The sequence below is a fragment of the Enterococcus sp. DIV1368b genome, from assembly GCF_050529595.1.
In the GTDB taxonomy this organism is placed as follows: domain Bacteria; phylum Bacillota; class Bacilli; order Lactobacillales; family Enterococcaceae; genus Enterococcus_B; species Enterococcus_B mundtii.
Genome location: NZ_CP172883.1, coordinates 2883635 through 2906110, shown reverse-complemented (window position 1 = coordinate 2906110; position 22476 = coordinate 2883635). Strand labels below are relative to the sequence as shown.

16 protein-coding genes are annotated in these 22476 nt (G+C 37.0%); 15 read left to right on the top strand and 1 reads right to left on the bottom strand.

All coding sequences use genetic code 11. The features are described 5' to 3' along the window. Nucleotides 1–546: 546 nt before the first annotated feature. The 9 genes from IGJ19_RS13345 to IGJ19_RS13305 all read left to right on the top strand — a co-directional run bounded on the left by IGJ19_RS13345 (nt 547) and on the right by IGJ19_RS13305 (nt 13161). Nucleotides 547–4317 (top strand): hypothetical protein, encoded by a 3771-nt coding sequence (locus tag IGJ19_RS13345; RefSeq protein ID WP_430604209.1) that lies wholly within the window; start codon nt 547–549, stop codon nt 4315–4317. 156 nt (nt 4318–4473) lie between these two features. Further along, nucleotides 4474–4788 (top strand): PTS cellobiose transporter subunit IIB, encoded by a 315-nt coding sequence (locus tag IGJ19_RS13340; RefSeq protein WP_010734143.1) that lies wholly within the window; start codon nt 4474–4476, stop codon nt 4786–4788. 20 nt (nt 4789–4808) lie between these two features. Further along, the gene (locus IGJ19_RS13335) at nt 4809–6788 is read left to right on the top strand and encodes a BglG family transcription antiterminator (RefSeq protein WP_430604207.1); all 1980 of its coding nucleotides are present in this window, start codon (nt 4809–4811) and stop codon (nt 6786–6788) included. Between the two features lie 12 nt (nt 6789–6800). After that, nucleotides 6801–7121 (top strand): PTS cellobiose transporter subunit IIA, encoded by a 321-nt coding sequence (locus IGJ19_RS13330; RefSeq protein WP_071867524.1) that lies wholly within the window; start codon nt 6801–6803, stop codon nt 7119–7121. Nucleotides 7122–7142: 21 nt separating this feature from the next. After that, nucleotides 7143–7661, top strand: a complete 519-nt coding sequence (locus tag IGJ19_RS13325) for a hypothetical protein (protein ID WP_071867525.1) — start codon at nt 7143–7145, stop codon at nt 7659–7661. Further along, entirely contained in the window at nt 7662–9017 is a 1356-nt protein-coding gene (celB, locus tag IGJ19_RS13320) for a PTS cellobiose transporter subunit IIC (RefSeq protein ID WP_086335574.1), read from the top strand. Between the two features lie 486 nt (nt 9018–9503). After that, nucleotides 9504–10283 (top strand): cyclase family protein, encoded by a 780-nt coding sequence (locus IGJ19_RS13315; RefSeq protein WP_115358337.1) that lies wholly within the window; start codon nt 9504–9506, stop codon nt 10281–10283. Between the two features lie 147 nt (nt 10284–10430). Continuing rightward, the gene (locus IGJ19_RS13310; protein WP_086335575.1) at nt 10431–11324 is read left to right on the top strand and encodes a hypothetical protein; all 894 of its coding nucleotides are present in this window, start codon (nt 10431–10433) and stop codon (nt 11322–11324) included. A 112-nt stretch (nt 11325–11436) separates the two neighbouring features. Then, the gene (locus IGJ19_RS13305; protein ID WP_430604206.1) at nt 11437–13161 is read left to right on the top strand and encodes a hypothetical protein; all 1725 of its coding nucleotides are present in this window, start codon (nt 11437–11439) and stop codon (nt 13159–13161) included. Nucleotides 13162–14109: 948 nt separating this feature from the next. Here IGJ19_RS13305 and IGJ19_RS13300 read toward each other — a convergent pair. Next, nucleotides 14110–15612: a UDP-N-acetylmuramoyl-L-alanyl-D-glutamate--L-lysine ligase gene (locus IGJ19_RS13300; protein ID WP_071867530.1), complete on the bottom strand. Its 1503-nt coding sequence runs from the start codon at nt 15610–15612 to the stop codon at nt 14110–14112. Nucleotides 15613–15928: 316 nt separating this feature from the next. On the opposite strand from IGJ19_RS13300, the gene IGJ19_RS13295 reads away from it, so the two are divergent. The 6 genes from IGJ19_RS13295 to IGJ19_RS13270 all read left to right on the top strand — a co-directional run bounded on the left by IGJ19_RS13295 (nt 15929) and on the right by IGJ19_RS13270 (nt 21668). Further along, complete coding sequence (locus tag IGJ19_RS13295; RefSeq protein ID WP_430604205.1) at nt 15929–16633, top strand: hypothetical protein; 705 nt, start codon at nt 15929–15931, stop codon at nt 16631–16633. 122 nt (nt 16634–16755) lie between these two features. After that, the gene (locus tag IGJ19_RS13290; RefSeq protein ID WP_430604204.1) at nt 16756–17361 is read left to right on the top strand and encodes a hypothetical protein; all 606 of its coding nucleotides are present in this window, start codon (nt 16756–16758) and stop codon (nt 17359–17361) included. 132 nt (nt 17362–17493) lie between these two features. Next, nucleotides 17494–17961, top strand: coding sequence for a hypothetical protein (locus IGJ19_RS13285; protein WP_086335579.1), 468 nt, complete (start codon nt 17494–17496; stop codon nt 17959–17961). Between the two features lie 151 nt (nt 17962–18112). Continuing rightward, complete coding sequence (locus IGJ19_RS13280) at nt 18113–19762, top strand: putative polysaccharide biosynthesis protein (RefSeq protein WP_430604203.1); 1650 nt, start codon at nt 18113–18115, stop codon at nt 19760–19762. Between the two features lie 31 nt (nt 19763–19793). Next, nucleotides 19794–20513 (top strand): pseudouridine synthase, encoded by a 720-nt coding sequence (locus IGJ19_RS13275; RefSeq protein ID WP_071867535.1) that lies wholly within the window; start codon nt 19794–19796, stop codon nt 20511–20513. Nucleotides 20514–20975: 462 nt separating this feature from the next. Continuing rightward, entirely contained in the window at nt 20976–21668 is a 693-nt protein-coding gene (locus tag IGJ19_RS13270) for a cell division ATP-binding protein FtsE (protein WP_081367455.1), read from the top strand. Nucleotides 21669–22476: the final 808 nt, after the last annotated feature.

Below are 22476 nucleotides of genomic sequence, written 5' to 3'. Positions count from 1 at the left end.
ATGAGGAAAAGGTTTGGAAGTTCTCATAGAAAAAAACATTAATTTGTACTTATAGAAATTTTGGTTTTAGATAGAGGGTGAGAATACGGAAACATGAAGAGAAATCAGCAATATATAGTGAATATCAAGAAAACATATCGAGCAATTCGGTAACAATATGATTAAAATTCAATGTTTGTTTCTCTAATTTAAAGTTAAAACCATTTTTTTTGCCTTTCTAACGGTAAAAAAAGATTTTGTTCCTATACTGGAATTGTGGATAATTTTAATGTGGAATGTGTACTATCTTTGTTAGATATTAAAAAACATTCAGTGAAAGAATTACATAAAACAATTATTCGATCGTGAGAAGGCGATTCTGCGAACTGTTTATACTGAATGAAACAGATACATCCTCTATCTGTATGAGCCATTAGGCAGCTTTTTTGTGATCAAGCACATAGTTTTTTAACGCCTACATATAGTTACCAGTTGATCTCAAAGATGCATACAGTCAGTAGGTTTAACATGCACATTCTAAAAGAAAGAGAAAGGGGGACAGAATTTTTGAAAGCAAAAAAAATTCGGATGATCGCTACTTCAGTCCTATTGTTCCAACATACATTGTTGCCATCGGCAGTATTTGCCATAGAAAATGAGACGATTGCTAGTACGGAAATCATGGAAGAGCAGTCAGAAAGCCACTTATCTGAAGAAACACCAGAAGATGTTATAGAAGAACCAACAGTACAAGAATCAACAGTACAGGAACCAACAGTACAAGAAGAGGCTCCGGAGGAATCGATCCTCTCTGAGCAACCAGCGACTGTAGAGGAAACACAAGTGGTCGAAGAAGAGCCAGTTGTCTCAGAAGAACCAACGACGGATATACCAACTGAGGCAACAGTTTTACCACCACTTGATGAAAATTCGCTAGTGGTGAATTACTTAGCACGCTTGAATTTGACCACAGAAAATGTGACTCAATTAACGAATCATGGTAGGAGTTCTTATCTTGAAGGTGTATTACAAAATGCGATCAACCGAACCATTAATTTAGCGAATGCCGCAAACTCAACCGCCAGTTTCTCTGTCACTGTACCAACACACTCATTGGTTGAGCGTGTTAATGGAAATAATGGTTGGATTTCATCGATCGTCACGGACAGTGATGCCGGAATGCCGGACGAGTTTTACACACAGATGTATTATGGGAACCATTCAACGCATGGAAACACGTATACTTTATCGAATATTTCTTCAAGTAATGCTGCTATAAGTGTAGCAGCAACGGTGACAATCAATAACAATTTCACTGCAACTATCAACTTCACAGTAACAAGAGTACAGGCGGGAAATGAAGCTGTAACGTTAGATATTCGCGGAAATGTTGGTTTAGGTACGACAGGGGTTGCGACGCTATATCCAAACATTGCGACACCAAGAAAAGTGATGAATCTTAGTTATTCAAATGAAACGATTGGACGATTGACGATCAATCCAACAATAACTTATGTAATTAAAAATCCTGTGACGATCGAAGCCCAACGTCCAGCTCGTGTACCCAGTGATACAATACGTGATACTTGGTTTGATTCCGTACCTACGTATGCGCGTAATTATTATTACTATGTTGCTGGTACGATAAACAACAATATGTGGTATCCAGGTCGAACTGGTTCAATGACAGTCAATGTAGCAGATTCTTCCAATTCAATCGTCTATGAACGCATTTCGACAAACTATGTCGTGGTGGACACCACACCACCAGAAGGAACGGCAGTCGAAGATTTCGTCACAATCCAAGCCAATCGTCACCGAGATTTTACCCAAGAAGAGTTACGATTATTAGTGAACGGATTGAAAGATAATTGGTCAGAATTAGAAAACATCACATTAACTTTCGAAAAAAAATTATATAACCTTAGTCCTAGTACAAGTTATCAAGATTGGGTGAAATTGACAGATGAATCTGGTAATGAACGTTCATTGCTCAATACGAAGTTGCGTATTACTGATACCATAGCGCCAACAGGGACAGTGAAATCAGAGACGATCGACCTCTCTGGGGTAACAACGGCTATTCCTTCACGGACAGACCTTTTGGCATTTCTGAATAATGATCTGGATGACAACTGGACATTACCAGAAAACATCAAAATCGAACTCGTTGACAGTAATGGTTCAGTGATCAATTTACAAAATTTAGAGTCAGAGGATAACATTTATACAGGCTATATTCGCTTAGAAGACGCACAAGGAAATCAATCAAACCTACAAGAAGTAAAATTCCAGGGAAGAGATGCGGAAGGTCCAACAGGAAATGTCACAACATCACCAGTTGATTTCCAAGCGCGAAGAAGTGAGGAATTGACGCGAGAGGAACTCTTAAGTTTCTTTACGGATGATCCTCTAGATAACGTGACACCAACCGATGAGATTGATCTTTCCTTACGTAACAATGTTGGCGATATCGTGAGTATTGTCAATGTCGCACCGTCAACGACTGTTTATGATGCGAAAGTTCGTTTACAAGACCAAGCAAACAACAAGACAGAATATTCAGTCAATTATCGGGTGGTAGATACACAAGCGCCGACAGGAACAGTCAGAAATCATTGGACGGTGTTTGAAGCCAATCGTCATCGCGATTTTACCCAAGAAGAATTGCGCCAGCTAATTGATAATTTAGCAGATAATTGGTCAGAGTTAGAAAATATTCAACTGAAGAATCATCGTCACTTATATGATTTGTCTCCGAATAGTGGAGGGACTTACCATCAACTGGATCTCACGGCATCCGACGAATCCGGGAATGAACACATTTTTGACAATACCATGGCACGGGTAGTGGATACTACGGCGCCAACCGCTAGCTTCAAAGATGAAGTCATTGATTTTTCTACGCTCACTTCGAATACGTTTTCTCGAACGGATTTGTTGCAGTTTTTCAACGGTGCCCCCGATGATAACTGGAGCTTGCCAGAAAACATCACCATCGAATTAGTCGATAGTGAAGGGAACGAATTTGAGTTAGACGACTTAGAGTACAAAGAATATATTGGCTTTATTCGTTTAGAAGATGAACAAGGAAATCAATCGGCGTTACAAGAAGTCAAATTTCTTGCGGGAGATAACGAAGGTCCGACAGGAAATGTCGTCACGCAACCTGTTGATTTTCAAGCACGAAGAAAAGATGAATTGACGAAAGATGAGCTATTGCAGTTCTTTACTGAGGACCCATTGGACAACACGACACCAACCGATCAAATTGATCTTTCCTTGTGTAATGATAACGGGGATATCGTAAGTATTGTCAATGTTGCCCCATCAACAACCGTTTATGATGCGAATGTTCGTCTAGAAGATATCCGAGGAAACTATACGGACTATTCGGTTAACTATCGCGTAATCGATACGCAAGCACCAACTGGTATAGTTAGAAACCATTGGACGGTGTTTGAAGCCAATCGTCATCGGGATTTTACCCAGGAAGAATTAAGGGAACTAATCAGCGATTTAGCGGACAATTGGTCAGAGTTAGAAAATATCCAGTTGATAAATCATCGTCACTTATATGACTTATCTCCGAATGGATTCAATGCCTACCATCCAATGAATATTACAGCAACCGATGAAGCTGGGAATGAATATATTTTTAATAATGCCATGCCACGGATTGAAGATACTACGGCACCTGACGGAACATTAAAAGATCCGTTAGTGTTCACGAAGGGGCAAACAGCACCAGCGCCTCGTGAATTTTTAGATGGTGATCCGACCGACAACTGGTCATTGTCACCAGATATTCAAGTCGAAGTTGCGTATGAAAACAATGTGCAATTTACCGATTTAGCGGTAGGCGATCATGGTGTAACGATCACCTTAACAGACGAAGCTGGCAATGCACGGACATTGAACAGTCAAGTCACGATTCTAGAAGATACGTCCGAGTACATTGATGTGACGATTCCTACAAATGTATCCTTTGCGGAGAGTAAAGAAAGTAATGGTATTGTCTCACCAACTTATCAAATTCAAAACAATGCGGAACGTGCGGTCCAAGTGTCAGTGAGTTCGGTCGTTAGTCAATCAGCTACCGAAAAACTAACAGAAATCGATCTAGGGGTGAAAAACAATCTGAATGACAATCAAGTCATGTTGATCTCATCAGGTAAAAACCTCAATAACCGCAGAGAACTAGGAACGATCGAAGGACATAGCACTTCTTTTTCCTTCTCATTATTTGGTACAGTTGGCGAAAATTTTGATTTTGAAAGCTTGGATGATCCATTAAATCCGATTTACAGTATGCGTTTGAATTTCAGTGCGCAATAATTGAGAAGAAGTTGCACAGCCGTGTGACTTCTTTTTTTTACGTAATTTTATAACTATTTTCCTAAGCGATACGGAAAAATCCATTTTGAAAAGAAAGCGATTTCATTTTATAGTGAATGTAAGAAATTCAATCAAAAAAATAGAGGAGTGATCGTAATGAAAAAAGCATTGATTATTTGTGCCGCAGGAATGTCTTCTTCGATGATGGCATCAAAAACAACAGAATATTTTAAAGGAAAAGGCGAAGAGGTATTTGTTGACGCGGTTTCTGCAACAGAAGGGGACAACCAAATCAAGACAAGTGATTTCGATTTGTTCTTGATCAGTCCTCAAACTACAATGTACTTGGATAAATTTGTTAAACTAGGAAAAACAGTAGGGAAACCGGTCGTAAGTATACCATTCCAAGCGTATGTTCCTATCCCTACGGGTATCCAAAAATTAGCAGAGCTGATTGAGGAAAATATATAGACGAATAGGGGAAGATAATAATGAAACAAACAGAAAAAGAGTTATTGCGGCAATTGATTGATCATCAAGGAGAATACCTCACAAGCCAGTACCTCGCTTCTGAATTATTATTATCTGACCGTACGATTCGAAACTATTTGAAAACATTGAATGAAGTGATCGAAACCAATGGCGGAAGACTCATTGCAAAGCAAGGGCAAGGGTATCAATTAGAGGTCGTCAACAAGCTTGCTTTTGCGCTGTTTTTAAAGCAACGAGAAGTCACTGTGGAATATGGCGATCAGGTGACTGAGTTCTACGGTTCAGAAGATCGAAAAAAGTATATTTTAAATAAACTACTTTTGGAAGATCGCGCAATCGTGATCGATGATTTGGCAGAAGAGTTATATATCAGCCGTTCGAGTTTAGTGAATGATATCCAAGAAATCAAAGAGAAGTTAGCCGAATATTCGTTGAAAATTGTGTCGAAACATAAACAGGGAATGTGGATCGAGGGTCAAGAACAAGACAAGCGACATGTGATCATGGATACCTTTTTTGGAAATAAGTATACCAATTCTTTAAAAGAATATCTCGGTAACAGTCAATTCTTCAAGGAAATCAATTTTGAAGAATTAGTGATCATCATCTTGGACGAGATTCGTGAATCCAAATTAAAGGTGTCCGATTTTGTGATACAAAATTTAGCGTTACATTTAGCATTGGCAATCAAGCGAATGCGAGCCGGATTTGAGATACAAGTGCCTGAAATCACCGGAGAAGAAATCCATGAGACCGAATATCAAGCAGCCAAGAATATAACCAGACGGATCGAATCTATCATGAATGTTCGTTTCCCAAAAGATGAAATTGCTTATTTAGCCTTACATTTGATGGCTAAATCGAATCAAAACCATAAAAGGGAGAATCAGGAGTTAGTGACAGAGCTAATGTCAGTTCTTAAAGAGTTAGCTCAGGTTCTTGGTCAGTCCATCGTCGAAGATTATCAATTCAGGAATGGCTTACTCAATCATTTAGAACCGATGCTGGTTCGCTTAGAGCGAGGAATCGCTTTAGAAAACCCCCTAACAAAAGAAATCAAAAAAGAAGATCCGAGAGCATTTGAATTGACCAAATACTATTTTGGTCAAATGCCTTCGCTGAAAGATTATAAAATCAATGAGGATGAATGGGCGTATTTAGCGCTTCATTTAATGGCAGCAATTGAAAAAAACAAGGTGGATTGTAAACTACAGGCGTTGATCATTTGTGCGACTGGCTATGGAAGTGCGCAATTGCTAAAAAATCGAGTGTTGAGTGAATTTGGAAAAAACATTGCAGTGAATCAAGTGAAGGGCTATTACGAAATCGATGAACAGGCGTTAGAAAATGTTGATTTGATCATTTCTTCTATTGACTTGTCAACGATGTTTTTCAAAGTCCCTGTTCTTCATGTCAGTGTTTTCTTGAATGATCAAGATGTTCAGAAAATCCGCAAAGTGATCGAAGAACATCGCCCAAGTTGTTTAGTGAAGCCCCAAGAATCTGTCTCACTCATGAAAGAAAAGAGGGCATTTTACGAAGAGCAGATTTCAAAAAAATGGTTTAAAGTCTATGCTTCAGCACCAACAAAAGATCAAGTGATCGCTGAATTGTTGGCACTTTTACAAGAAGATGAAACGGAGAATTATACGTCTGAGATGTCTCACCAAATCGAACGTCGTGAGAAAATGGGGCAAATCATTTTCAGTGAACAAGTCGTTGTCCCGCATCCAGCGATCCCAGTTGGAGCCACTGCTAAAATTGCAGTGGGGATCATTCCTGATGGGATGGAATGGGATGAACAAGGGGCGATCCATTTTGTCTTTCTAGTCTCTCCTTCTTGTATCGAGAATGAAGGAATCACTGTTGTAACGAAAGCAATCGTGAAATTTATTGATCGATTGGATCTACAGCAGCAGATTTTAGCTGAACCAACGTTTGAAAATTTTAATGAACAATTTATAAAAATGATTTATTAAGGAGGAGTCTTGATGACGGAGAAAATGACGAGTGAAGAGCTCCAAGTAACCGCTTTTGATATTATTTTTCACAGTGGCAATGCACGAACATTGATCCACGAGGCATTTGCTTTGTTACGAGCAGAAGATTTTACAGAAGCAGAAGAAAAGCTAAATGAAGCAAATCAAGAAATTTTAGAAGCCCATAAATCACAAACGCATTTATTGAAGGAATACGCGAGTGGACAAAAAATTGAAATGGAGATCATTATGGTCCATGCGCAAGATCATCTGATGACGACGATGACGTTATTGGAAGTTGCAAAAGAAATGAGCTATCTATATCAAAAATAAACAAGAACAGGGGGTGAAAAAATGAGTGAAGCTGAAAAAAAACAACGAGAATTAGAGAAAAAGGCATTTAGTTTGAAAGTCTTGTATTTTAATCGTTATTTGATCATTCGCTACTTAACGGCTGGGTTCTTTTTTACCAATCTTTATTGGCTGGTTGCCTTACTTCTTGCGAGTAGCAAGATGTTTTGGGTACCATTAGGGCTATTATTCTTTCTTTTACCAGTCGTCGCAGAACAAGTGGCACTTTATCGCACACATAAAAATAATGCAACGGTTACTCGAAATTATTACCGCTTGCAAGCGGTAACCAACGTATTTCTCCTATTAGCAGTATTTTCACCAGGGTATTCTCAGTTGTTTCCTTTTATGGCGAATGGTTCAAATGGGCAAGCATTGATTTTATTTGTGATTGCCAGTGGGTTGCTAATCTGTCTGTTTTGTCAGCGACGCTTGAATAAAATCCATGCAAATACGGATCGTCACTATCAACGAATCAAAGAGTATGAACGTGTAGTACATTTTGGAAAGGGGAGTAAATAGATGTTTGATTTTCTACAGAAATATTTGATGGGACCGATGGGGAAAGTGGCACAGTTCAAGATCGTACGCGCAGTAATGGCTGCTGGGATGGCGTCGATTCCCTTTACGATCGTAGGCTCGATGTTTTTAGTTTTGAATATTTTACCGTTACCATTTCCATTTTTAGAAGGATTTTTCAATGCAACTTTCTTTAAAGTCAGCGACTTGTATATGATCGTCAACACGATGACGATGGGGATATTATCTGTTTATTTTGCTATTGTATTTGCTTATGAATTAACGTCGATCGAAAGAGATGAACAAGCACTGAACGTCAATCCTTTAACTGGCGCGCTATTATCTGTTTTTGCTTTCTTTATGTGTATTCCAGAGTTGATCATTTCAGACGGAAAAATCAGCTTGATCTCTAGTATGACCGATGCAGAAACTGTTGTTAGTGGTGTACGTATGGGCGCATTTGTCGAACGTCTAGGTACGTCAGGTATTTTTACCGCCATCATCATGTCTTACATTGCAGTTGAGTTGTATTGTATGTGTGTAAAACGCAACTGGGTCATCAAGATGCCAGATGTTGTACCACCTGGGGTTTCACGTTCCTTTACCGCGTTGATCCCAACGTTTGTGATTGCCTTTGTGGTGATGCTTGTCAACGGCACATTAGTTGCTTTAGGAACAGATATTTTCAAAATGATCGCTATTCCATTTGGATTTGTAACAGAATTGACGAATACGTGGATAGGGATCATGATCATTTATTTCTTGATTCACGCGTTATGGATCGTAGGGATTCATGGGGCGAATATTATTACCTCATTCTTGACACCAATCGTTTTAGCGAATATGGCAGCAAATGCGCAAGGTGCAAATTATCCATTAGCCGGCGAATTTAATAACTCTTATGTAACAGTTGGTGGTTCTGGAGCGACATTAGGACTAATTATCTTTATTGCTTTTATGGCAAAATCCGATCAGTTAAAAGTATTAGGAAAAGCTTCATTAGTACCAGGGATCTTCAATATCAATGAACCAATCATTTTCGGGATGCCGATTGTTTATAATCCTTACTTGGCAGTACCGTTTTTCTTAGCACCAATGGCATCCGCATCATTAGCATACTTTGCCATCAAACTAGAAATCGTTCGACCAATGTTAGCTCAAATGCCGTGGCCTTCACCAGTAGGGATCGGCGCCTTTGTTGGTAGTGGAGGTGACTGGAAAGCCGCTGTCTTAGCCGTCTTATGTGCGATTCTCGGCTTTATCATCTGGTTGCCATTCATCAAGTTTTATGACAATAAATTATTGACTGAAGAACAAGAAAAAGCCGCAGAATTAGCAAGAGAAGGTTCAGTGGCTTAGTGATTCAAAAGAAAACTCAGTTGCCATTCGTTAGAGATGGTAACTGAGTTTTTTAGTGAGTTGTTATGAAAAAAGGAAAGCCTATATATGTTGAATAATGAGAAAATTGGAGAAGCTTGTAAAAATAACCTTGTATACAAAAAAATAGATATCTATTGGTCAATAGAACCTACAAAGTTACTTCTAGAGGGAGAACACTATCAAAGTAAGGCATGAAATAGTAGAAAACAGTTGCTCCCCCTCTTAAAGGAAGCCGCAACATTTCAATTGCCAGGAGAGTCAAAAGCGCAACATGATAAAAATAAGGAGAATAGTCTGGTTCATATATGGACAGTCATAAAAGGATGTAAACATGGTCGATAGCAACTCAAGGATGCTTGATATTTATATCAAATAACAGAAAAAAAAGGACAAATATGTGGGAAATCCTCCGTATACTAGATACAAGTATGAAATAAAGATGTTTAGAAAAAGGAGGACAAGTAAATGAAATTGATTGATTTAAGTATCACGATTGAAAATGAAGTGCCAAGTGATCCGCAAGAAATGATTCCGATGATCAACTATTTAGACCACGAGAAAAGCGTGCCGGATATGTTACGCTTTTTTGAAACGGCAAAAAAGGAAGACTTGCCTAATGGCTTAGCTTGGGCGATGGAAAGTGTCCAGCTCACTACGCATACAGGTACTCATATGGATGCACCTTACCATTATCATCCAACAATGGATAATGGACAGCCAGCTTGGACCATTGAAGAGGTGCCCCTTGATTGGTGTTATGGGGAAGGTGTCATGCTTGATTTTTCAGATAAACCAAATGGCTATCAGTTAACAATCACTGACTTTCAACACGCCTTGAAAAATATCAACTATACACTCAAAGAAAAAGATATCGTGTTGATCCAGACAGGTGCTGCGCCGTTTTGGGGGACGCCAAACTATTTGATCAGTGGATGTGGTGTCGGACGAGAAGCAACCCTTTGGTTATTAGAACAAGGAATCTGTTTAGTTGGTACGGATGCTTGGTCGTGGGATCGACCATTACCGTTTATTGCGGAAGAATTTAAACAGACTCGCAATCCCTCGATTATTTGGGAAGGTCATTTTGCTGGAATCGAAAAGAAATACTGTCATATTGAAAAATTGACGAACTTAGATCAACTGCCATCCACTGGTTTCAAGCTAAGCTGTTTCCCAACTAAAATCAAAAAAGCGAGTGCTGGTTGGACACGAGTGGTCGCGATCATGGAAGAAAATCAATGTTGATTTGAAAAAGAATGAACGGATTTAGACATCTAGCGTCTGCCTATAGTGGGGGCGCTGAATGTTCAGATCTGTAAATGGAAGAACTGCGGACAAGAACAAGTAGGGCAAGCTGAGACAAAGCCAGTTAGTTCATGGAGGGATAGATCAATGGATTCAGAAAAAGATATCTTGCTTTATGGCTTATATAAGAAACGTGAAGCTTTTTTTGCCGATGTAAAGAATAATAAAGTTGATCTACAAGGCTATCCAACCTTATCTGGTGAATCAGAACATGCACATATCATTGATTATTATAATAACAAGCTACATATGGCGATAGTTGAACGAAAAAGATCAGGAAGGTTACGCACTTTTGGGCAGTGGCGTCTATTTATAGAACAACTACCTTTTGTGTTATTCCGATTTTGGTATGAACATCCGCTTTGGAAACAATACTTGCAGTGTATGGACTGGAGTCCTAAGAACTGTTTATGGGCAACGTTCAATTATCCAATCTTTCATGAAAATCTTCGACTAGAAGGTGTCGTATTGTATTTTCAAAATGCAGAAGGCGAGATAATAAGTTGTAATGACCATATTACTAGAGGCTGTAAAAATGGCATCGATATGGCCATCCATTATCCCAATATTCTCATTTATTTCGTGTTGGATGGCATAAAGATGAAAGAAGTCATGAAAAAAAATCGCCAAAAAAAGTACAAAAGTGAGTATACCTGTAAAGAATTACGCTATATTTACCGACATTGGTATCAATTAAAGGAGAAAGTCTTATTTTTCCTAAATCGAAAAATTGTAAATGCTCCTTGGATTGAAGGAGATCACATTCATGAATGGCAAAAGTATCATGAGCATCGTAAGAAAAAGTTAGGGAAAGAGATCTCTAAATCTGTGGACGATCTAACATATGATGTTTTCCCAGAAGAGAAGAAGAAAAATGAATTAAAGTCTTTCAAATCACTGCTTTTAGAAGTAAGTGAGAAAGGACACATCCAAAAAAAAATAGAAAAATCTATCGGTAGACAGCGAGCGTTCACGTTGTGAAGTATTTAGATGATTCGTGTATATATTATTGGCTGTTACGGCAACAAATATTTGGTTATTGAAGTGTATTCGTAGAATAAACAGGCGTCACTGGGGAACAGGAGAGAAAAGAATGATAGCAAATGAAATAAAAATTTTGTTTTTTGGGAAGAAAAGTGAGTATCAATGGTTATTTGAGTCAAATGAATCGGAACGATTCCAACCGGGTAAAGACTATCAGGTACAAATGTTTGACGCATGTAATAATGAAATAGAGAAGTTGATCATTCAGTTTGTTAAGGAAAATAAACTACTTACATTAAAAGACTGGGAGGATTTTTCTGATAACTTACCTTTGTTACTATTTCCACAAAATGAAAAAAAATTAATTTATTTTTCTGAATACTATGAGTCAATGAATCGCTATCCTGAGAATCACTTAACAAACGTTTTTGAAGGAGCCATCCAAGCAGGAAATCTTCAGACAGATGACCAAAGATTATTCTATACCAATGCTATTGGAAATGAAATTTCAATCAATCTACTTAAGGAACATGGGTACAAGACGGCTCTAGATATGGCAATGAGTCATCAGATAACTATTTTATTTTCTTTAAGTCATTTCAATCAAAGAGATATCAGCGATTACGATTTTTTAAACCGCTCTGAAACAGCTATTTTTCGCGAATCGATTCACTATATCTATCGAGAATTTTCGCAATTAAAAAATTTTAAAGAAAAGTTTCTTTTTATAAACAACATAGAAAGTGTGCCACCACCTTGGATTGATGGAAATTATATCAAAGATTGGCAAGCTTACATTAAGCAAGAAATTGACACGAAAAAATCAGAATCAGAAACGAATCAAGAACCAATAAATAATAGAAAAATATTATTTTTTGGTCATGAAAGCGCCTGTGAATCGTTAGCTAAAACCCCTGAAATAGAGGAGAAACTCGTCAACAAGGACTATAAGGCGCATATGTTTGACGCTTGTAATAAAGCAATCGAAAAGTTGATCATGGGACATGTTGAGGAAGGGAAACTGATAACCAAGGAACATTGGGAGACTTTTTCTAATAAATTACCTTCTTTGTTGGAATCACAAAGCGAAAAGCTAGTACATGTACCTGAGTATCTTCGAACGATGGGGTTAGAGAGGGGAGATCAATTCAATCGATTAAATAAAATAATGGGAGTGTTTTTTACCAAAACATCACCCGGTAGTTTAAAAACAGATGGAAAAAAACTATATTATGAATTTTACTGTTATAAAGATCATAAAATGAGAGCGCCTGTAAAAGAGCTTGAAATACAAGCTTATGAGATTGCAGTGGATATGGCTATAAAAGAGAATATCCCGATTTATATTTCCTTAGATGGTATTGACCTGCGTGGGATATGTTTTAAACTTCAAAAACACAATGTGGATTTACTCCCTAAGAAGGTCCTTAAAAATGAGCTTTTGCTACGTGCACTCCGACAAATTTACCGGAATTATTCAGAACTAGGGGAGAAAGTTACTTTCTTTGAAAACGGAAAAAGAGTAGCTCCACCTTGGATCAAGGGCGCATTTGTTCTAGAGTGGCAAAGATATTTTGAGCGTAAAAAAAATAAACTGGAACAGAAAAATATCCCCTCTTCTCTGACAAAAGTAAACCGAATGAATAAATTAATACAGACAATTCATGACGAGAATATCATACAAACGGTCAAAAAAATGAGAAAAGATATGAATCCAGCCTTTCGGGAAAAAGTAGAAATGTTTGGCAAACAGGCAAGTGCGCTAAATGAACAGAGGATCAGACAACAAGCTCAAACAAAAGTAAGGAGACATTCCGTTCGGGTAGAAAAGTAAGAGGAACATCAATTTACGTGTAAATGATTAAGTTTAAGAAAGTGGGATAGTGGAAGAGATACAGACAAAGTGTACCTTTTATGATTTGGGATGGATGAGCAGCGAAAACTATTTTACCAAGGTGTAATTTGAGAAAAGTGACACTGAAAGGATCTCCTATTCTGACAGAGCTAAACTCATCGGCATATGCCATTGATCACTACAATAAAGGGCTATATGAATGGATCGTTAGTAAAGTGTTAGAAAAAAATTTAAGACTGTAGAAGAGTTGCAAGAATTTGAGAAAGTGTGGCCTAGCTTATTAGCAGAAGAACATAAGTATCGACCGCATTGGAAAAGATACTGGCAGTGTATGCAATGGAACCCTAAAAATCGCTTGTTGAATAGATTCAAAAAAGTGGTGTTTGAAAGACGATTATTCGTGGAAAAGGGCGCACTTTACTATCGCAACAAGTATAAAAAGAAAAAATATTTAATAAGCCTGTCGAAAGAGAGTGTAAAAACAGCATTGAAATAGCCATCCACTATTCTAATCTTAGGATATATGTTGTACTAGACAAACTGAATATGCACAATATCTCTGAGAAAAATTGTTATGGACATTACGAAAGTGATTATACGTGTAAAGAACTGCGCTATATTTTTCGCTAGTAGGTTGCATTAAAAGAAATAGTCGTTTTTTTAGAATAAAAAATCGTTAAAGCACGACCTAATACAGTGCTTCGAAATGACCATCTCTCAATAACTTGAAAGCAAAGATTCATAAAAAAATGATTGAAAGGTGAGAAATCTAAAGAAAAAATCATTCACTTACTCTCACTTCAAAAAATACAGAGATAACCATATAAAAAAGCCAACTCATCATAAAAAAGGAAAGCTCATGATGAGTTGGCTTTTTAGTTGGTGTTAGCTGTCTAAATTAGAAAATCTGGTTCTTCTATAAAGCAATCATTGTTCGATCAAGCGTTTTGCTATGTCATAGTCACCTTCATAAGGTTCATCTACGCCACCAACTTTTTGATACGCATCCACGCCTTTACCAGCAATCACAACAGAGTCTTCTGGATGGCTTTCTGCTAATGCTAGTTGGATCGCAGTGGGACGGTCCATTTCATAATGAACAGCAAGCGCTGTATTGGTGATTGCTGCGTGGATTTCTTCTGCAATTTTTTGTGGATCTTCAAAAGCAGGATCATCTGCAGTCAAGAAAACGATATCGGCTGTTTCTGACAAGACTTCTCCAAAGTCTTTTCTGCGGGAAATCGCTTTGTTTCCTGGACTTCCTAGAACGACGATCACACGACCATTGGGATGTTCACTTTTAGCAAATGCTAAAAGTGTTTTTAAACTTAAATAGTTATGGGCATAATCAACGTAAACATGGGCGCCGTTCTTATGGGTCAACTGATCCATGCGTCCCGGTACTCTAGCTTCTCTCAGGCCTTGTTGGGCATCGGTGATCGAGGCACCGACTAAAGTCGCCGCAATGATTGCGCTAGCTGCATTTTCTTGATTGAAGCCACCAGCTAATTTGATCTCATACTCCGCTTCAACAGGTAAATCAGAACCATGTGTGATCAATTGAAACGCCTGTGTTTGATTTTCTAAACTTTTCACTTGAACATCTGTTGTATCTGCTCGTCCGTAAGTGATTGCAGGAATACCGTGGACTTGACCTGTTTCCACTAATAAATCAAAGTAATCACTCTCACGGTTTAAAATCACTTTTTTTGAATTTAAGATCAACTGTCGTTTGCAATAAAAGTAATCATCAAACGTAGGATGTTCGATCGGACTGATATGATCTGGAGAGATATTTAAGAAAATCCCAACATCTAAAGTTAGTCCATAAACACGTTGCGTCTTGTAGGCTTGAGAAGAAACCTCCATGACAAGATGTGTCATACCGTTTTCTACTGCTTCAGCCATCATGCGATACAAGTCAAGTGACTCTGGGGTCGTTAAATTCGATTTAAAAAAAGACTTGCCGTCTAATGTGGTATTCATTGTTGAAAAAAGGGCAGTTTTATAGTTAGTCGTATGGTCTAGAATGGCTTTTGTAAAGTATGCAGCGGTGGTTTTACCTTTAGTCCCAGTAAATCCGATGACTAGCATCTTGTTTTGTGGATAATCATAAAAAGCCATGGAAAGAATCGCCATTGCTTTGCGAATATCGGTCACGATTATGCCACATGCTTCATTCTCATAAGGTTCTTCGGCGACGTAGTAATTAAGCCCTTGAGCAATTGCGACAGTTAAATATTCTTCTTTAAAATTTAATCCTTTACAAAAAAATAATGTCTCAGCGTCGACCTGACGTGAGTCATAACTTAATTTCTTGAATACTCTATTTTCTGGAGCATAAAGATGCCACCCCTGTGGTGATACAAATTCTTTTAACAGATTTTCTTTTAACAATAAGTTGCGGATATCTTCTAAGGAGAAGCTCATTGAATCATCCCTCACTTTGTATTTATTTGGTTTATTATAGCATATTTTTTGTTACGTATTTTCAGGAACAGGTGATTTAAGTAAAAATGAAAGAAGATAGAATATGGAAAGTGGACAGGAACAAATGATTGGATACGAGAGAAACGGGCAGATTTCCATAATAAAAAAGTGGTATTCCAACAGGAAATAGTGCACAAAAAAACAATGAATGTAGTAAAGAAGTGTTCCATTGCTGATATCCAACAGCAGATCAAGCGAGATAAGGAAATCTTACTAAGGAATCACTGATTGAAATAAAAAGAGAGAAGGTCTAAAAATGAATTCTGAAAAAATAAGCGGATTTAATGAGCAGTTATCAAAGAGAAATACTGTATCTAAAGAGAAACGAGAGCAATCTGAACGGAGCAGAGAGGTTGAATCTTTACATTCAAAAAATCATCTAGAGGATAGTTCAATGTATAGTATAGAATCTGACTCAATCTACTATAGTCTAGACGATAGCTATAGTTCACAAGATCATTTGATACCTAGGGAACAAGCCAAACAAGCGAGTCAAGACAGTGGGAAACAACTGGGAATGATGACCAGGGGGTGGAGAAATCTACTAGATTCTAAATTTTTAAATAGCGTAGCCTTAAATAAGGCGAAGGAAGAGTTCGGTGGAGGCAGAATCACGCAACATTCAGAAGAACGAACAAAAAAAACAGTCAACAGTGTTCCATCTTTAGGGAGAACCTCTCTACAGCTTAAATCAAAACGACGAAGAATTTTGTCATACATAGTTGAAAAAATCCAAAAAATAGGCAGGAGAACAAAGAGGAAAGAACCTAGAACAGTTGGGAATTATTCGTTACCAAAGCCAAAAACGATCCAAAAAAATGAGAAGCAGTCCACTAAGATAGTAAGGGATAGTCCAAGCTACTTGCCGCATAAACTTCGTTCGGCGAATGAAGCTGCCAAAACGGCAAATAACTTATTTTCAAAAAAAGAAAAAGCTGTGGTTTCTAAAGAACGAGGGTAAATCGTTTGGTCTCAGCTTTAACCTTTTAGTAGAAAAAACGTTAAAAGGACAGAAACAAACTAGGTCTGTCTGATAGTATCTGCAAGGCAAGTCTTAAATAAAAAAGAAAGAAGGAATAGAAAATGATTGATGAAGAAATACGTGAATTTGGGGAAAAGTTATTGAACAAAAAGGATCTATCGAAAGAGGAGAGGCTTATAGCCTTTAAATATATAGTTTCACATTATAATATACCAGAAGATGATGTAATAGCCAGACTAGAAAACAACTTTGTATGCAAAGAAGACTCATTTTATGAGGCGATAGATCAACCTCATCGTGAACAAAGATTCAGACCCCTAAAGCAAATCGGTCGAGCAATTCAGTTACTGTGGAGAAGAGCATGGGGAATGATAAGAGGCGATCGAAAGTCCGATAGAATTGCTTTAGAACAGGCGAAGAAGGCGCAAGTTGTCACTAAAAGCAACAACGAACAACAATCAAAAGCAGGAATCACTCGAAGCGACTTGACTACAAGTAGAACAAAACACGCAAACAAATTTGATGATGTAAAGGCTACAGAAGATTCGTCGCAGAGCCCACAAATGGCCAAAAAATCCATTGAGGATATGAAAGAGAGTCCGATATACTTCACACGTAAAATTCGTTCGGCGAATGAATTTGCACAGGCAGTAAACACCGCATTAACTAAAAAGGTAAATCATCCGATTTCTAAAGAACGAAGATAAACGTTTGGTCGGAGCGTGAAAGTCTAAGTAAAACAAAACCTTAAAAGGATGGTAGATGGTAAAGAGAATAATCTATCTTGTTTCAATCTAAAAATTGTTATTTAAATAAAAAATGGAAGAAGGAATAGGACAATGAATCCAGAAATCACTATGAATTCGATCATCCCATGTATCAACAAGTATAGGCGACAACGTGCAAAATATGATGTATATGAATTAATTAAATTAATACAAGAAGTAGAAACTAACCCTAAACTGCAAGAATTGTTAGCTAAAGAAGGAGGTCCGACTAAAGGGGAAGCAGCGTTAGACTATGTGTTAAATAAGATAGATCGTAAATTTGCAGAAGAACTAATTCCTAGCAAGCGTTCATCTAAAAAGACTGTACCTACAAGCAAAATGTTTCCTATAAAATCAACGAATGATGGAAAGACAAGAGACGCTATAGTTACCTCTGATCAAAATAGTAGAAAATTATATACTAAATTCGAAATAGAAGGTTTTAATAGAAAATGTGATTATGCAAAAAAATATGCAACTGTTGTAAATAGCAACTTAGAAAAAAATGAAAAAGCGATGATTTCGAAAGAACGAAGATAGAGAACCAGTTCATCCTGTGAGTGAAATAAAACAGTGATTACGTAAAAACTACAACCGCTACAAAATAAAAAAAGCCGATAAAAAGATTGCTACTTTGTGGATTTACACTTAAAATATGAGTAATGTTTTGAAGAAAGTTGGAATCTGATCAATGACTAATCAAAGAAAACCAGCAGTAGAAAATTTGACAGTTCAAGAGAAAATGGCTAGAGGTTCTGCTTGGATGACTGCAAGTAATATGATCTCTCGATTACTTGGTGCGGTCTATATTATTCCTTGGTATGCTTGGATGGGCGAAAATGCAAAGGCTGCCAATGGATTATTCAATATGGGGTACAATATTTATGCGTTATTCTTAATGATTTCAACTGCAGGGATTCCAGCTGCCATTGCGAAACAAACCGCACGTTACAATTCATTGAATGAATACGGGACGTCTCACCGGTTGTTTCTAAGAGCAATGCAAATGATGGCTGTTTTAGGAGTGTTTTTTGCAGGATTTATGTATTTTGCCTCGCCTTGGTTAGCTCGTGCCTCTGGTGGTGGGGAAGAATTGATTCCAATCATGCGCTCATTAAGTGCAGCACTACTAGTGTTTCCTTGTATGAGTGTTATTCGAGGATACTTCCAAGGGAATCAGGAAATGATGCCGTATGCACTTTCGCAAATCGTTGAGCAGATTGCACGCGTTTTTTATCTGTTGCTTTCTACATTCATCATCATGAAAGTCCTGTCAGGTGACTACGTAACTGCGGTGACTCAATCGACTTTTGCAGCATTTATTGGGATGATCGTCAGCTTGGCTGTCTTATTATATTTTTTGAAGAAACATCAAGCGTATACAGCAGCTCGTGTGCAGTACAGTGAAAACCAAGTGACCATTGCCACGAAAGAATTATTGTTGGATACGATCAAAGAAGCGATTCCTTTTATCATCGTAGGATCGGGGATCACGATTTTTAAATTAGTCGATCAATTTACATTTATTAAAATCATGGCGGATACCACTGAGTATTCCAATGCCCAATTATTGGATCTTTTTTCAAATTTCAGTGCGAATCCTGACAAGTTGACAATGGTCGTCATTGCTTTAGCGACGTCGATTGCTGCGACAGGCTTACCTTTGATCACGGAAGCGGTAACGATCAAGGATCGTCGTGGACTAGCAAAATTAACAAGCAGTAATTTACAGTTGTTTTCCTTTATTATGTTTCCTGCAACGTGTGGAGTGATGCTCTTGGCATACCCTTTGAATACTTTATTTTATACACCAGATCAACTAGGAAGCCAAGTATTGATCCAAGCAAGTTTTGTCGGTCTTTTTCTAGGACTTTATATGCTTGTATCGAATATGCTCCAAGGGATGTTTGAAAATAAAGCGGCGATCCAATACTTACTGGTTGGGTTTCTCGTAAAATTAGTCTTGCAGTATCCAGCAATCCGTATTTTTGAAGTGTATGGACCATTGCTCGCAACGATGATTGGATTTATCATTTCTTGTTCGTTGATACTAAAGAAAATCCATCAAGTGGCTCGCTTCAATCGGAAATTTGTATGGCGCCGCACCTTATTGATTTTTATTCTTACTCTGTTGATGCTCCTTGCAGCTGGGCTGACGAAAATGATTTTTGGGATGTTCTTGAACCAAGACAGTAAGTTCCAATCACTAATATTAATTGTTTTAGTCGCTGGAGTGGGTGGTTTGGTTTATACGTATCTGGCACTTAAGCTTCGTCTCGCAGATAAGTTATTAGGTCGTCAAGGGATGATTCGCTTACGCCGACGTTTGCGCATCAAATAAGACAGGCATTGCTTGAAAAGGGGACAATCACATGCGTTTAGATAAATTTTTAGCTGACATCGGTCTTGGCAGCCGCAAAGAAGTCAAAGGGCTAATCAAAAATGGCTTGATCACAGTCAATGGAAACTGTATTAAAAGTGATAAATATCAAGTGAAAGAAACCGAAGACACGGTGATGTATCTAGATGAATCCTTACATTATCAAAAAGATTTTTATTATATCTTGAATAAACCTGCCGGCGTAGTTTCAGCAACTCAAGATAATCATGATCAAACCGTCATCGACTTACTTTCTGATGAAGATTTTCGGGAAGATTTATTTCCAGTCGGTCGGTTAGATAAAGATACAGAAGGATTGTTGATCCTGACCAATGATGGACAGTTTTCACATCAATTACTCTCTCCTAAAAAACACGTAGAAAAAGAATACTTGGCAGAGGTCAAAGGTGTGATGACGAAAGCAGATGTGTCAGCCTTTGCAGAAGGGTTACTCATTGATGGAGAGGAACAGACCCTGCCTGCAAAACTGTTCATTGACTCAGTCGATGAAAAAACAAACACTTCTCGTATCCGCTTGATCTTACATGAAGGCAAATTCCATCAAGTGAAACGGATGGTAAAAGCCGTTGGAAAAGAAGTCACTTACTTGAAACGGATACGTATGGGGAATTTTCTTCTGCCAGAAGATTTAATTCTAGGAGAGTATCGCCAAATGACACCAGATGAATTGGCACAAGTAAGAAGTAAATAGAGCCTGAAACACAGCTTATAGGATTGGGGTATACTACTCAATCCTATAAGCTTTTTGTTTAGGGCTGACAAAGAAGTGTATAGTGGAAAGTCTAAACACAAGAAGGAACTAAAAAGTAATTTCCATATACGATTATGATGTTAAATCAACCAATTATGACGGATAAAACAAAATAATAAATATATAATGTATTATACTCAGTGTATAAATCATTTGAATTTTTTATTAACTAAAAATATTAATTATGTAATTTGCTCAAATAATATTTTAGGAAATATTATGCTCTATTATATTTCTATTTTCCCAAAATGGGAGGTACATAACGAATGAAAAAAAGCTGTTTTAAAAGTTTATTTAGTTTATAACCAGGAATAATAATTTATTTATGTGAGATGGTAGTTCAGAGAAAATATCTATAGGTAGGTTCTATGTCAATATTTCAAAACAAGGCAGAGGGGAAGTATGAAAAAGAATAATTTCATCTTGATGGATAATCTTGGAGTGGAACATAAAAACAATAAAGTATTAAAAAATATAAATATGCAAATTGAACATGGAGAATTTGTATTTTTGATAGGAGAAAGTGGCTCGGGAAAAACCACTTTAATTGAGTTGATTCAAGGGAGACGAATGTATAATACGGGTAGCTTGAAAATCAAGGATAAAGAATTATGTCAATATAACTATATCGAATTACAAAATTTAAGGGAAATGATGGGGGTAGTTTTTCAAGACACAAGATTGATTGAAGAGTGGACAGTATTTGAAAATATAGCTTATAAATTGGAATATTTAGGTTATCCATTCTCATTGATACAGTCGAAAGTTGAGGAAGTTACAGCAGATCTAAAAATAGATCAATGTATAAAAAATTTACCTAGAAATTTATCTGGTGGTGAAAGACAACGTGTGAATATTGCCAGAGCAATCGTTGCGAATCCCCAAATTATTATTGCTGATGAACCGACAGCTAATTTAGATAAGGCAAATGCAAAAATAGTATTTGAGTTATTGAAAAAAAAGAATAAAATAGGCTCTACGATTATTATGTCTACTCACGATCCTAACTTTATAAAAGAATCTGAATTTAGAATCATTAAGTTAACTAAAGGAGAGAAGGTATATGATCAATGTGGGTCCAACTATTTTATCTAACCTATATCTTGTTAGGAGAAGTATTAAAAGCGCATACAAAGTAGGGATTAGATATGTTGTTTCGATTACTATTATTGGCATCCTATTTTTTGAGTGTGTCTTTTTGCAATTGTATTTACAAAGGTTTATTCAAATCATGGAACAAGAAATAATGAGTAGCAATTTAAAGTCGGCACAACTAAGTTTAGATGGAAATCAGTTTTTAATTATGCAAATTTCTTTTGGAAGGGATATTTTATCCTTTTTAATAGTGATAATTAGCATATATATATTATTTGACTTTAGAAATAAAATTTTACTAATCAAGGTAATTGATAGAACAGATGTTGAAACAAAAATATATTTGGGAATCCAACCTAAATATGTATTGAGAGAATTATTACTAAAAATTTTTTTTATCTACATAATTGGATTAAGTCTTAGCTATATCATTTGTATCTTTCTAAATATGAAACTATTTTCTTTATTCAATTCTATTTTGCCTTATGATTTACAAGGACATCATAGAAACTCGATTTTCTTTTCAATGGTTTTTTTTATGTTAATACTTTCTATAGTGTTAGTATTCTACACTATTATAATAGAATTTATTAGTATTCAGAGATTTAAGAGAACCTTTTCACTGTATTAGTACTAATACAGTGAAAAGGTTTCATAAATATTATTGTTTTTTTTGTACATGTGTAATCAGTTTTATTACGGAGTTCTTTTTTTCACATTCTCACCAAATAAAAGTATAGATTTATAAAAATATGCGTATGTAGAGCAAATAAACTGACTTAATTATTATCCAACCACAGTCATACAT